Here is a 13,192-nt window from a genome sequence, read left to right as displayed (position 1 = left end):
TAATTTGATTAGGGCTTACTCTTCATTTATAAAACCAGATTGAATTGCTTCTGTTACTTCTTTTGTGATATCCAGTTTTGTTGCATCGGTGCTAATTTTCTTATGCCCAATATGTACGGAAGGCTTTTCGTTACAAAAATGTTTTATTAATACTAGTTGGTTATATGCTAGCTTATTTTCTCTATAGGTAGCAATGTAGACTGTAAAATTTTTTGCTTCAAAGACCTTTTCCTGCAAAGTGTATTGTCTGTCCAATTCCTTTACTACTATATCGTTCAAGTTTTCTATAATCATATAAGTCGTTCCCCTTCCCTTATATCATCAATCAAATCGTCGAATACTTGGTACACATAACGCTATTCCAATTGTTACAAGTACTAATATAGCTAGTGTTATAATCGTTATCTCACCACCTATGACAGTAGCTAACCATCCTACAACCACATAACCTAGTGGCAATAAAGCAAATGAACCTAGCATATCAAGGCTTGCCACCCTTCCAAAGGCTTCTTCTGGCACAAGCTCTTGTAAACTTGTTTCCCAAATGAGTCCAAATATCATCATACCGAATCCTTCAATTGCCATTAATCCAATTAATGCAGGTGCCCAAGCAATAAACGGCATTATTAAGAGCGCACAACCACTTATTAATACACCACCATAGGCAAGTAATCCCCGCCTATGCCACCGTTCCCTCCCGCCAAATATTAGCGCGGCAATTACAGCCCCAACACCAGAAGATGCCATTCCTAATCCATACACGTATGCTTCAAAATGATGATGAACATTAAATAACCATGGAATTAATACGACGATAATGCCGGCATAACAAATGTTTACAAAAGAAAAAACTAAAATTGTAACCCACAGCCACGGATGACTTTTTAAAACGAAAACCCCCTCCATAAACTCTTGTTTGTAATCAGTCTTCCTCTTTTCGATGGGTTTTACTTTTTTAAACTTTATTTCTCTTAAAAATAATAAACAAAAAAATGATAACAAATACGTTACTGCATCCAGTCCAAATCCTATTCCCGCAGATGCAACTGAAACGATCAATCCTCCAAGAGCCGGTCCAATTAGTCGTATACCTTGATTACTCATTTGCGTTAATGCATTAGCTGCATTACGAATTTCCGGTACAAATACTTTCGCCCTTACAGCCGCATATGCTGGATGGAATATCCCTTCCATAAGCCCATATAATGCTACAAGTACATATAGAAGTGGAATTGTTAAAACGTCCATAAATATAAGTGTCGCAAGTAAAAGCATTAGTATACAGCGAATTATATCTGTGAATAACATTAATTTCACTCGATCAATTCGATCTACAACTAAACCTGCAAACGGTAAAGCAAGAATATTAGGTAGCATGTACATTGCCATAGTCATTCCCATTACAACTGTTGAACCAGTTAATGAATACACAACGACTGGCAAAATAACCATCGTTATCGAACTACCTAAAGTCGAAAGTAATTGCCCAATCCACAAAAATTTAAAATGTGGTGACGCTTTAACTGGCAATAACAATTTACCGACATAACTTACATGTTTCTCTGTTCGTATTTCTCCTTGCATACTTCTCCCCTCTTTTCAAATTAAGTTAACACCGAATATAAAACAGAAAATTCAATCTTCAATACTTTTAATTATATATGAAACTGTTAAATTATTGGTAAAAGTAAAATAGAAACTCCTAATAAATCTACCAATATTACATGTTAAATATAAATAAAAAAGGTGTTTCCATAAATGAAAACACCTTTTTTATATTATAATTTTAAGTTATTCTTTAATGTCCAATATTTTTCTTGAGCATTTTCAAATGAAAATTCTACCCAACCGTTTGGATCTTCACGATATACATTTACTTTCTTACCATTTTCTAATTTTCCAACTTCATTTTGTGTAACATTTGGTACACTCTTAATTGTATAGCCAAATGGATATGGCACTTGATAGTAAGAGCCTACTAATTGAACAGTAGCTGTTGCATCTTTTGCATAATCTTTATATGGAATATCTTTTCCTAATGCCTCTACATTTAATGTATTAGGATTTTTCGGTAATCGTTTTACATTTTCATAATCTTTCTTGTTAAACGGTTTAATACGCTCCATAATATTAGCGATTTTGCCAGCCCATTCTTTATCTGTTGCATACTTTTCATTCATAGCAGGTAATGTGTAACCGCTGAAATAATTTGCACCTTCTTCTAAGTAGTTCTTCCTTACATAATCAGCATTGTAAGAAATACTTTCCTTATATGACGGTAAATATTTTGCATATGCAAATGGGTCACGATCATATGCTCTTAAGCCAAATAAATTATGTTTACGATATGCAATTTCTGATTTACCGTACGCTGATTCTAAGATTGCATGTGCAGCTAAATATAGTGCGCTCACACCATACTCATTTTGTGCTTGAATAAAATCTTTACCAGTTCCAATAAGTGGACTATCTGAATGAGATTTTTTAATGAAATTATCAATCTCTAGTGCCGTTACGTTAGATGGCAAAGTTACGTCTAGATTAATATACGATGGTTGTTCAACAGGAACATCATTTTTAATTTTCATCGCTTTATATAAAAGTTGCGCATAGCTTTCACGTGTTAATACACCTGATGGATCAAATCCTCCAAGCCCATTTCCTACCGATACACCATTGGATTGCAATGCACTAATTGCTTCTTTTGCCCACCAATGTGTTGCATCTATATCATTAAATGTATGTGGTGCTTTTACTTCTAATTTAAATGCTCTTTGCAAAATAACAGACATTTCAGCACGAGTTAATGATTCTTTCGGTCTAAACGTCCCTTTACCATCACCTACGAAAATCCCCATATCTGTTAATGCCAAAATTTCTTTTGGGAACATCGTCGTTCCTGCACTAATATCAGAGTATGGATTTTTATAATCGCTTTTTACTTCTGGTTTTAAAGCGCGATACATTAATGCTGCTACTTGCTCACGAGTTACAACATCTCCAAAGCCAAATTTACCATTATCGTAACCTACAATAACCCCTTTTGACGTTAAATCAGTAATCGCTTCAAGTGCCCAATGATTTTTCGGAACGTCTGGAAATTCTTTTGTAGATGCAAACGAAGTTGCTGGAGCCAGCACTACTTGAAGTGCAACTGTCACTGCCAACACATTAGAAATAACTTTTTTCATAAATTGTTTAACACGTTTTCTATATGCTTGTCCCGTGTTAACTTGCCTCCCTTTATCGTATAATTTTCCCTATTAAACTAACAAACTCTTAATTAGTCAACAGTAAAAGTATACGTGATAAAAATAAACTAATCTACCATTATTTTATTCATAATCAGCATAATACGATATATCTTTTTATTCTGTTATAAATTTACATAAAAAGCCCACCTCTATATAGACGATGGACTTAGCAATCAACATTCTTATTTAGCTAAACGATATTTTGAAACATCGAAACCTTTCCACTCATAATAATCCAAAATCCCAGCATAAACTGCCTCAGCAGCAATTTGTCTTCCTGATTCATCAGCTAATTTACCATTATCTATATTATTATCAATAAAGGCAAGCTCTGTTAAAACTGCTGGTACTGTATTATTATTTACTACATAAAATGAATGATTGTCTTTTATATTTCTATCTCTTGTATGTAGTGCTTCTACTACTCGTTTTTGAATTTTCTTCGCTAATACTTCGCTATCCTTTTCAATCTGTGTCTCTTCTCCACGCTTGGATTTTTTATAATAATATGTTTCCGTTCCATGACCATCATGATTTTCAGAAGAATTTGCATGAATGCTTACAAATATATCTCCATTGTGCTCTTGGCCAAATTTCACTCGATTCGCAAGAGATTCATTTTTGTTACTGCCTGGATTTCCATTCTCTTCACGTGTTAACAAAGCTTTTAAAGGTGTATTTTTTTCTAACAACTTCTGTAATCTTAAAGAAGTATCAAATACAATTCCACTTTCCTCTACACCTTGTCCCGGATTCCCTGGATCAAATCCTCCATGACCAGGATCAATAATAACTACCTTTTCTACTAAAGGATTGCCTACTTTAAGTGAGTCAGTCTTTGCAATAAACTGTGCTGCTTCTGCTTTTGTTACAGTTTTCTTAGGCTCCCACTTCTCACCAGTACCAAGAGAAATGCCTAATTCAACTAGGATGTTAGCTTTTTCTTTACCCCAGTTTAATGTTTCTAAATCTTTGAATTTAGTTGCTGGAATACCGTTTACTTTAGACTCTAATTTGTAAGCTTCTACAAGAAGAGACGCCATTGAAACACGGTCGATTTTCCCGTCTGGCTCGAATCCATTGCCTGTACCTTTAACAACGCCAGCTTTTTCTACAGCTGCGATGACTGGAGTAGCCCAGTGTTTTTGAGAATCACCGAAAGATGGTTTAGCATTATTATCAATTCGTAAGTTTAAAATTTTAGCCATCATTGTAGCTGCTTCTGCACGAGTAATTTCTTTTCCAGGCTCGAACATTCCTTTATCGTTACCTGTAACTGCACCTTTATCTACTAAATAGTAAATAGAATCTTCTGCCCAATGTTTAGCTATGACATCTGGAAATTTTTTTGTTTGTGCGAAACTACTAGATGAATAAGATAATATACTAGCTGCGATTAATCCTGCTGCGATTATTCTATTTTTCATAGAATATATTCCCCTCTCAAGTACAATGTATTTATATAACAGACTAATTATAGTTCTGAAAATTAGTAATAGTCAATTGGAATTTGTATATTTTTGTATTATTATTGTATTTTTTGTCATATATAACTATAGTTAAAAACTATAAGGTTTTATAAGAGGAGAGATTCATATGAGCAACAATTGGAAAGATATAGAACACCGTATTTACACGATGTGTATGATTCAGCAGAATAACAAAGTATTGCTAATACAGCGCCCCGATCATCTAGGTTTCCCTGGTTATATCGCTCCTGGCGGTAAAGTAGATTTTCCAGAAAGTATCGTTAAAGCTGCTACACGAGAAGTAAAAGAAGAAACTGGATTACTTGTCTCAAATTTAAGTTTTAAAGGATTAGATGAATACGTAAATCCGAAAGAAAATGTTCGATATATGGTATTTAATTATTGGACAGACTCATTTGATGGTGAACTTCTTATGAACCCTCCTGAAGGCGAATTATTATGGGTACCAATTGATGAAGCACTAAATCTTCCTATGCAAGATTGGTTTAAAGAGAGATTCCCATTATTTTTTGAAAAAGGTACGTTTGAAATTCAACGCATTTGGGACCGAGACTTAGATAAACAAGTTGCTATGACAATTACGCATACATAAAAAAGCTTGGAATCTCTCCAAGCTTTTCCTACTTCTCCTCTATTTTCTTAATCTCATAATCAATTTCTAAAAACTTAACTCCAAATATCCACATTCTATGATTAGCTTCTAATATGTGATCCGTGCTCTCTTTAATAATAAACGTCTCTGCTAGCGGTAAATGTATTGTAAAGAAACGAGTATGTAAATAAATCCCCTCATCTCCCTTACCATTTTCTCTTAGCTTACTAGTAATAATTAAATCATTACTCTTATTACATAATTTCAAAACCCCCGTCATATTCGAATATGGTAAAGGCAATGCAATATTCATATATGTCTCATTCTCATGTGTATGTTTTGAGTAAAGAGCTACAAAAATAGATTCTTCTGCTTCATTTTTTCTTAGCCAAGCCCTTACATTCTCTCTTCCATCCTTCGCATCTATTATCCCAATGATAGAGCCATGCATCATTTCCCACTTGCCGCCCATTCCTAAATGTATTTGTCCTACACGTTTACTCATTTTCTCATAGCAAAATGCAACCGGGCGGAACCAACGAGCCCATTTAATATGCGATTGTAACTCATACTCTTTTGTATTTTCATAAAAACGAATAATACTTAAAGGAATCTTCGTCACGTCAAATGCTTCACTATGATAATCATTCATTTTATCAACTAAACCTCTGTATTCCTTGCTATCTATTAAACTTCTGTTATGTAAAAATGCTTCCCCAACTGTCGGATTTCCTCTTAACCTGCTCATTGGTTTCCCGTAATATTTATAATTCGGATCACTTTTTTCAATCATCCAGCCGACAAATGCTGGTAACGCCACTCCAATTCCATTGACAACACCGTGAATCCAAACCATTTGAGCAATTGTAATCGTCATTACATGTTTCAAATTCCCATATGAATATATAAGTGAAAACATAATTGTTACCATGAGTGTACTAGACGATATGGTCAGAAGAACCTTTGCACTGATAGCATTAAATTTCGTGCGCCAAACATAAATCCCATAACCATAAATCGCACATAAATATAGGAACACTGCAAAAAATTCAAATACTCTTGAGTACGTAATTCCTATCGCAACTGTCATAGGTGAAATGACGATGATAAACATAATAACATCATATACTTTACTTCTCTTTTCTCTTTTCCTCCCAATTAAACCAACTGATAACGGCAATAGAAATGCTGAATAATGAAAGTGTGCAGCTGTGAGTAACACAATGTCAGAGCTAAAATGCATAATGGGAATTTTTGCTACTGAAGCTAAAAACCAGAAACCACCTAAAAACAAATATATAAACGCACTATCAATAGCTGTCTCTTCTAACGGTTTCCATCCTCTTTCTAGCACTCTACTTACACCAAATAACGCGACAAGTCCAGTATATACAAACCAAAGTAACGCAAATAAATAGTGATTTGTTACGAAAGCTAACATTGCACTAATTGCTGCGATTGGATATAAAAACGATACAAATTTATAAAAGAATACATACGATCCATTTCTTGTTTCCTTATCAATAATGAAAAATGACATCGGTATAAATAACAAAATAGATAATAATATAATTGCTTCAACTGGGTTTATATTTGACCACTCATATATTAGAAAAATAGTATAACAAGCAAGTCCAACTATTATATTTTTCATATTATTTATTTCCTCTCCACAAATGTTCCCTTATATGAAAATAATGAACCAATTAACGGATTTCGTACTTGTACATGAATTCGAAAGCATTGTAGTGTTTCATCATAACTTTCTACAATGTTGGCCTCTCCGTATAAAAACCTAGGTAACGGGACTCTCCTTCCAAACATGTAAAACCATTGTTTCTTTGAAGAAATATGCATTGCCCCCACCTCATCAATATGAAAATTCAATGTAGAAACAAGTATGTGCGGTTCACCAAAATAATCTACAATTTCATTATTCTCTTCATCCAACTGCATAACAGCATTAAAATATCTTTTCTTATTATGAAAATAAAAAGTACGATTCCACCGCACAAGTTCATCTCCATGTTCATCTCGCTCTGCGGTATTATGTATTGTAAATGGCACTTCCTTCCCCCGCTCAGAGAAAAACATTCTAAACTTCGATGCAATTTTTAATATTAATTTTACGAAAATAGAACCTCCGTAAATTTCATCCATCTTTCCTTCTCCAGTAAAGCTATTTTCTTCCGTAATCTCATAGCGTTTCTGTAATTTCGGATGAAGTTTTTTATAAGAATCCCCTAATAGTCTTTCATACATATTAGCCATACATTATCCCTTTCTCTTCCTCTTGCAATTTTTTGCGCTTGGCAAATTCGTGCTATTTATATAGCCGACAATTGATAACCCCATTAGTAGAACATTTAATGTAATTGGATTAAATGGCTCTGTAAAGCTTACGATATTCGTAAATCCTGCCGCTATCGTTAAGGCTATTAAAATAAAAATATGTACGACAAATACTTTTCGTTTCGGCAATGGCAACAGCCATAGGACACCAAAAATAATTTCTAGTAATCCAATTATTTTAAGTACAAAAATACTATGTTCAGTTGAACCAATCATCACAGATAGCATTTTTACTTCTTCTGAATGAGTAAACACTAGTTTCGGCACTATTCCTTGATACATCCATACAAATGCAAATAAAAAACATACGAGCCAGTATGTCATTGTTCTTCTAATTAGTAATCTAGGGTGCAATCCCTTTTCTAACCATAATTTTAAAGCATCAAAACTCCAAGCAGTCGCCCAGCCCAATAACGGCCGAAACATATAGATATCTATTACATTCCCTATACGACCAAACCTCGTATTATAATCATATTGTGTCTCAAAATGAATGTGTTCTTTACACGGTGTATACTTCCAATAACCACACCCTATTTGAATAAGTGATAATTGATTGTCTGTCCAAAATTTTAAAGAAGAAATCCGTTCACCTGTTTCTTTTCTTATTTCACCTATCGATTCCCCTTCACCAGCTATTTCAAGTCCAAATCCGATTTTTGTTTTATATAAAAACTTCTGTGGCTCTCCTTCCGTTTTCTCTAAATACGAAATTTCAGTAAAGCGAGCATCCCATTCTGTATGTATATCTGGTTTCTGCGTATATTCCCATAATTTTTCCATTGTTGTATTCATTTCTGCCGAAACATAAATAGGCTTTTTTCCCTTCATTCTTCCACCTCCTATGCACTATAAGTTTAATGTACATGCAATGAATTTATTTTGCTACATTTTTCACAAACTCTTTTAAGAAAAGAAAGAATTTTTAAAATTTATACAAAACACTTGATTCCCCGAAAAATTTAAATTATTATAAAACAAATGTTACCAACAACTTCATAAATCAAACACTCTCGCCTAAAACGTGAGATAGAGGTTGCGATACTTATGATTATTCTAATGGAGACACAGAGATGTCTATGAAATTAGATGAAAGGAAGTATTGCCGAAATCGATAATTTTCTCTGCATTTATCGATTGGGGCTGTTTTCGAATAGAAACAGAACTGTCATATGTACAGAAGTGTATGTATGAAGAGCTATCTACAAAAAAGAGATATCATTTTTATGATATTCCTTTTTTGGCGGTTTTTTTATTAGCTCCGTTTTCTGTTTCCCTTTTCCTGTAACAGCACCATCCTCACCTATTTGAGATGGTGTTTTTTGTTTTTCTCTGGTAACTACAGGAATATTGGGATTTATATATGTCCTAATCTATTCTTAAAAATGGATGAAAGAAGGAATTCGTAATGGAAACGATTGTACAAAAATTTGGTGGCACTTCTGTCGGAAATGTCGCGCGCATTCAACATGTAGCAAATTTAATTATTGAAGAATATGAACGAGGGCATAATATCGTCTCTGTCGTTTCAGCAATGGGAAAGAGCACAGATGAACTTGTAGCACTCGCTAACGCGATTTCAGAAAATCCAAGTAAACGTGAAATGGATATGCTTCTATCAACAGGAGAGCAAGTTACTATTTCATTATTAACGATGGCACTCCAAGCAAAAGGTTATAACGCGATTTCATTAACAGGATGGCAAGCTGGTATTACGACAGAATCTGTACATAGTAGTGCACGGATTACTGACATTCATACAGATCGAATTCAATCTTATCTTACTGAAGGTACGATTGTTATCGTAGCTGGCTTCCAAGGAGTTAGTGAAAACCATGAAATTACAACGCTTGGACGCGGTGGTTCTGATACAACTGCTGTTGCATTAGCTGCTGCACTGAAAGCAAAAAAATGCGATATTTACACGGATGTGACCGGTGTTTATTCGACGGACCCACGAGTTGTAAAAAATGCTTATAAATTAGATGAAATTTCTTATGACGAAATGCTAGAGCTAGCAAATCTCGGTGCTGGTGTATTACACCCACGTGCTGTTGAATTTGCTAAAAATCATAATGTCATTTTAGAAGTTCGCTCAAGTATGGAACAAGAAAACGGAACAATTGTAAAAGGAGAATGTAACATGGAACAACAATCAATCGTTAAAGGTATTGCATTTGAAGATAATATTACACGCGTCACAATGAAAAGATTGGAACAAGGTTCACTTTCAACAGTTTTCTCTACATTAGCAGCGGCACATATTAATGTAGATATCATCATTCAAAGTATTACAAATGAAGGAACTGTTCACCTCTCCTTCTCAATCCATTCTAATGATTTAAAAGAAACATTAGAGGTATTAGAACAACATCAAGAAACATTACAATATGAATCTGTAGAATATGAAAATCATTTAGCTAAAGTATCAATTGTAGGATCTGGTATGGTCTCTAATCCCGGTGTTGCTGCGAATATGTTCACTACTTTAAAAGAAGAAGATATTCATATTAAAATGGTAAGTACATCAGAAATTAAAGTGTCTGTCGTTATTGACCGCCTTCATTTAGTAACAGGTGTTGAGGCACTGCATCAATCATTTATGGCGAAAATTGAGCCTTTAGTGCAGATGAGTTAATTTCCACTAGTAAAACTAAAAACAAATTATATGAATCTATTTCTTTCCTATATAAATAGAAACAGGATAGGACTATTTTGCGGGAAAGTCGAAGTTATATTATCGAATAGAAACTACACTATCAAATTCTTAAAATGATAGCATTCACGAAAGAAAGTTCATGCGTATATCAATAGTAGAAGGTTTCCGAAGTTTTGTTCGTTAATAAAATGTTTATTCTATACCCGAAAACACCTTGTCATATTTCCCCACACTGTGACAAGGTGTTTTTTGTTTATAGGAGATTTTAGTATAATTATGAGGATGGTTAGATAATAAATTTATACATATAAAGGAGATAAAGACTATGGCAAACAACAAGTTACTAAGAATGGACAATGTCAGCATCGTTGTAGAATCTCTTGATAACGCAATATCTTTCTTCGAAGAGATTGGATTAAAACTAGAAGGACGCGCTACTGTCGAAGGTGAATGGGCCGGTCGCGTAACCGGACTCGGTTCTCAGTGCGTAGAGATTGCTATGATGGTTACCCCAGATGGCCATAGCCGAATTGAACTTTCGCGATTTATCACACCACCTACTATTGCAGATCACCGGACAGCTCCTGTAAATGCCCTCGGTTATTTGCGCGTCATGTTCACCGTTGAAGACATTGACGAAATGGTATCGAGACTTACTAAGCATGGTGCTCAGCTCGTTGGCGAAGTAGTTCAGTATGAGGACTCGTATCGACTTTGCTACATTCGTGGAACGGAAGGAATTTTAATTGGTTTAGCGGAAGAACTCGGTAATAAATAAGTAATGTTTTATAAGAATTCTTTACTAAAGTAAAAATATTTGAAAGAAATTCTTGCTTCATAAAACTTAGATTTTCAACCCCGTCCTAGCTTTAGAACGGGGTTATGCTTGTTTGAGCTTTTTAACATACTATCAACATCCCAAAATCATCATAAAACAATTGGATTTCTTGTTATACTCTTTCCTAGGAAATATAACGGACTCTTCTCACTTCTTATCATATATATATCTTTCCTTTTGAAAAATGATCTGAACTCATTCAAAATAACTTTCTTCACGTCAGAATAAAAAACCATCATGAATAGTGCTATCCCTAATAAGATCTCTTGCATTCCTTCATAATCAACGAAAGCACTCATTATTAGCAAACCACATCCAATATAAAAGCCAAATTCATTCTCTTTCTCAAACTCTTCATCTTCTTCATCAATATGTATTTTCTCTTTAAAGCTTTGGTGTCCTTTTATTAACTCATCTAGCGTAACGTTATACATTTCGCTCAATAAAATTAAATTATCAATATCAGGGTAACTTTTATCATTTTCCCACTTACCCCGCTTTAACAGGCAGTAAATCTCATCAAAGCTTTTAAGCACAATCAAGGCAGCCAGATGCGATTAACTGCCTATAAAAGCCCGATTGGTTCAACTAATAATCAGTAGGATAAATCGCCCACTGATTAAAGTTTCACTTTATACACTGCTTGCCTCGTTACACCAATCTTTTTAGCAACATCCTCTTGCGAAAATCCCTTTGAATCTTGTAGCTTTTTTAGCTGTTCTCCTAAGCTCATAACGTCCCCTCCTTTAACAAATTATTACATATTAGGAGATGAAAAAGAAAGAAACTATTAGTAAAACCCACTGTAAACCATTCGTTTACACAATAAAAAAAGAGAGAATAACTCCTTGAGTTACTCTCTCCCTTCTATTAAAACAGATGAATGTTTTCTTTTTTGCAAGCTTCACGTAAATCGTCAGGCCATACAGAAGATTGAACTTCACCGATATGTGCTTTTCGTAAGAAGTACATGCACATTCTTGATTGTCCAATACCACCGCCAATTGTTAATGGTAGTACGTCCTCTAAAATACCTTTATGGAAATCGTACTCACGTTTGAAGTCTTCACCTGTTTTCGTTAATTGCTCATCAAGTGATTTACTATCAACACGAATTCCCATTGATGATAATTCGAATGAAGATTGTAATACTGGGTGCCAGAATAAAATGTCACCGTTTAATTTCCAATCATCATAATCAGCTGCGCGCCCATCATGCTTTTCACCTGAACGAAGTGCATCACCAATTCCGATAATGAAGACTGCACCGTGTTCTTTTGCAATTGCATGTTCACGATCTTTCGGTGTTAATTCTGGATATTTATCTTCTAGTTCTTGGGAAGTGATGAAAACAATTTCTTCTGGTAAATACTTTCCAAGGAACGGATATTTTTCAAATAAGTGATCTTCTAAATCTTTGAATATTCCATAAATTGTTTGTACTGTTTTTTGTAAGTAATCTACAGTACGCCATTCTTTTTGAACGATTTTTTCCCAATCCCATTGGTCAACGTAAATGGAATGTGTTGCATCAAGTTCTTCATCACGACGAATTGCGTTCATGTTTGTATATAAACCTTCACCAGCTTCATATCCATATTCATGTAATGCGAATCTTTTCCACTTCGCTAGTGAGTGAACAATTTCTAATTCTTCTCCTGAATGTAACATATCAAATTCAATTGGACGTTCTACACCGTTTAGATGATCGTTTAATCCTGATTTTTTCGTTACGAATAATGGTGCAGATACGCGGAATAGTTCAAGGCGTTTTGCTAATTGATCCTCAAAAAATGTTTTAACTTCCTTAATTGCGATTTGAGTCTCTCTTACTGTCATTAATGATTGATACATGGTGGTTTCCTCCTAAAATGTTTGGATGTTGTGAAAAGAAGCCAACAAAAAAAGCCCTTCTTTCCCAAAAAACTGGGACGAAAGACTTTGGTTCCGCGGTACCACCCAAATTAGCAACAGAGGTTGCTCACTTATACAGTACGGAGATGAAAT

13 protein-coding genes, 1 riboswitch and 1 other annotated feature (1 of these 15 running past the window's edge) are annotated in these 13,192 nt (G+C 34.5%); of the genes, 3 read left to right on the top strand and 10 right to left on the bottom strand.

Translation table 11 applies throughout. The features are described from left to right. Window positions 1-15 precede the first annotated feature (15 nt). The 4 genes from MR113_RS13875 to MR113_RS13860 all read right to left on the bottom strand — a co-directional run bounded on the left by MR113_RS13875 (window position 16) and on the right by MR113_RS13860 (window position 4,681). On the bottom strand, window positions 16-294 hold the full coding sequence (locus MR113_RS13875; RefSeq protein WP_242254890.1) for a hypothetical protein: 279 nt from the start codon (window positions 292-294) through the stop codon (window positions 16-18). A 27-nt stretch (window positions 295-321) separates the two neighbouring features. Next, the gene (locus tag MR113_RS13870) at window positions 322-1,584 is read right to left on the bottom strand and encodes an MFS transporter (RefSeq protein ID WP_242254889.1); all 1,263 of its coding nucleotides are present in this window, start codon (window positions 1,582-1,584) and stop codon (window positions 322-324) included. A gap of 194 nt (window positions 1,585-1,778) precedes the next feature. Continuing rightward, window positions 1,779-3,191 carry an S-layer homology domain-containing protein gene (locus MR113_RS13865; protein ID WP_242254888.1) on the bottom strand — a complete coding sequence of 471 codons (1,413 nt, stop codon included), beginning with the start codon at window positions 3,189-3,191 and terminating at the stop codon, window positions 1,779-1,781. Window positions 3,192-3,436: 245 nt separating this feature from the next. Further along, the gene (locus tag MR113_RS13860; RefSeq protein WP_242254887.1) at window positions 3,437-4,681 is read right to left on the bottom strand and encodes an N-acetylmuramoyl-L-alanine amidase; all 1,245 of its coding nucleotides are present in this window, start codon (window positions 4,679-4,681) and stop codon (window positions 3,437-3,439) included. Between the two features lie 169 nt (window positions 4,682-4,850). Between MR113_RS13860 and MR113_RS13855 the strand changes: the two genes are divergently transcribed. Continuing rightward, window positions 4,851-5,336, top strand: a complete 486-nt coding sequence (locus MR113_RS13855; RefSeq protein ID WP_242254886.1) for an 8-oxo-dGTP diphosphatase — start codon at window positions 4,851-4,853, stop codon at window positions 5,334-5,336. Between the two features lie 28 nt (window positions 5,337-5,364). Here MR113_RS13855 and MR113_RS13850 read toward each other — a convergent pair whose 3' ends face one another. From MR113_RS13850 to MR113_RS13840, 3 genes are read right to left on the bottom strand one after another with little or no spacing between them, the layout of a single operon-like run. After that, a complete protein-coding gene (locus tag MR113_RS13850) occupies window positions 5,365-6,990 on the bottom strand; it encodes a YndJ family protein (protein ID WP_242254885.1) in 1,626 nt (541 codons plus the stop codon). Between the two features lie 5 nt (window positions 6,991-6,995). Then, complete coding sequence (locus tag MR113_RS13845) at window positions 6,996-7,607, bottom strand: DUF4166 domain-containing protein (RefSeq protein ID WP_242254884.1); 612 nt, start codon at window positions 7,605-7,607, stop codon at window positions 6,996-6,998. Between the two features lie 3 nt (window positions 7,608-7,610). Beyond that, the gene (locus MR113_RS13840; protein ID WP_242254883.1) at window positions 7,611-8,519 is read right to left on the bottom strand and encodes a DoxX-like family protein; all 909 of its coding nucleotides are present in this window, start codon (window positions 8,517-8,519) and stop codon (window positions 7,611-7,613) included. 191 nt (window positions 8,520-8,710) lie between these two features. Further along, a riboswitch (Lysine riboswitch) is annotated at window positions 8,711-8,897 on the top strand. Between the two features lie 199 nt (window positions 8,898-9,096). Here MR113_RS13840 and MR113_RS13835 point away from each other — a divergent pair. Next, the gene (locus MR113_RS13835; RefSeq protein WP_242254881.1) at window positions 9,097-10,326 is read left to right on the top strand and encodes an aspartate kinase; all 1,230 of its coding nucleotides are present in this window, start codon (window positions 9,097-9,099) and stop codon (window positions 10,324-10,326) included. Between the two features lie 346 nt (window positions 10,327-10,672). After that, entirely contained in the window at window positions 10,673-11,125 is a 453-nt protein-coding gene (locus tag MR113_RS13830; protein WP_242254878.1) for a VOC family protein, read from the top strand. A 149-nt stretch (window positions 11,126-11,274) separates the two neighbouring features. On the opposite strand, the gene MR113_RS13825 is transcribed toward MR113_RS13830, so the two are convergent. The 3 genes from MR113_RS13825 to asnA form a co-directional block, all read right to left on the bottom strand. After that, the gene (locus MR113_RS13825) at window positions 11,275-11,721 is read right to left on the bottom strand and encodes a helix-turn-helix domain-containing protein (RefSeq protein WP_242254877.1); all 447 of its coding nucleotides are present in this window, start codon (window positions 11,719-11,721) and stop codon (window positions 11,275-11,277) included. Window positions 11,722-11,804: 83 nt separating this feature from the next. Continuing rightward, a complete protein-coding gene (locus tag MR113_RS13820) occupies window positions 11,805-11,918 on the bottom strand; it encodes a helix-turn-helix transcriptional regulator (protein WP_396022459.1) in 114 nt (37 codons plus the stop codon). A 137-nt stretch (window positions 11,919-12,055) separates the two neighbouring features. Beyond that, window positions 12,056-13,039 (bottom strand): aspartate--ammonia ligase, encoded by a 984-nt coding sequence (gene asnA / locus MR113_RS13815; RefSeq protein ID WP_061676615.1) that lies wholly within the window; start codon window positions 13,037-13,039, stop codon window positions 12,056-12,058. Between the two features lie 70 nt (window positions 13,040-13,109). After that, window positions 13,110-13,192: a binding site (T-box leader), on the bottom strand (it continues 176 nt past the right edge of the window).

This window comes from Bacillus cereus group sp. BfR-BA-01379 (genome assembly GCF_022663605.1).
Lineage (GTDB): Bacteria > Bacillota > Bacilli > Bacillales > Bacillaceae_G > Bacillus_A > Bacillus_A mobilis.
Note: the sequence above shows the minus strand (reverse complement) of the source record. Positions and strands in the feature narration are given on the sequence as shown.

Bases quoted from the DNA above. Each gene is read 5' to 3' on its own strand.
- asnA (WP_061676615.1), bottom strand. From the start codon at position 13,039: ATGTATCAATCATTAATGACAGTAAGAGAGACTCAAATCGCAATTAAG.
- MR113_RS13855 (WP_242254886.1), top strand. From the start codon at position 4,851: ATGAGCAACAATTGGAAAGATATAGAACACCGTATTTACACGATGTGT.
- MR113_RS13845 (WP_242254884.1), bottom strand. From the start codon at position 7,607: ATGGCTAATATGTATGAAAGACTATTAGGGGATTCTTATAAAAAACTT.
- MR113_RS13860 (WP_242254887.1), bottom strand. From the start codon at position 4,681: ATGAAAAATAGAATAATCGCAGCAGGATTAATCGCAGCTAGTATATTA.
- MR113_RS13875 (WP_242254890.1), bottom strand. From the start codon at position 294: ATGATTATAGAAAACTTGAACGATATAGTAGTAAAGGAATTGGACAGA.
- MR113_RS13840 (WP_242254883.1), bottom strand. From the start codon at position 8,519: ATGAAGGGAAAAAAGCCTATTTATGTTTCGGCAGAAATGAATACAACA.
- MR113_RS13830 (WP_242254878.1), top strand. From the start codon at position 10,673: ATGGCAAACAACAAGTTACTAAGAATGGACAATGTCAGCATCGTTGTA.
- MR113_RS13870 (WP_242254889.1), bottom strand. From the start codon at position 1,584: ATGCAAGGAGAAATACGAACAGAGAAACATGTAAGTTATGTCGGTAAA.
- MR113_RS13865 (WP_242254888.1), bottom strand. From the start codon at position 3,191: ATGAAAAAAGTTATTTCTAATGTGTTGGCAGTGACAGTTGCACTTCAA.
- MR113_RS13820 (WP_396022459.1), bottom strand. From the start codon at position 11,918: ATGAGCTTAGGAGAACAGCTAAAAAAGCTACAAGATTCAAAGGGATTT.
- MR113_RS13850 (WP_242254885.1), bottom strand. From the start codon at position 6,990: ATGAAAAATATAATAGTTGGACTTGCTTGTTATACTATTTTTCTAATA.
- MR113_RS13835 (WP_242254881.1), top strand. From the start codon at position 9,097: ATGGAAACGATTGTACAAAAATTTGGTGGCACTTCTGTCGGAAATGTC.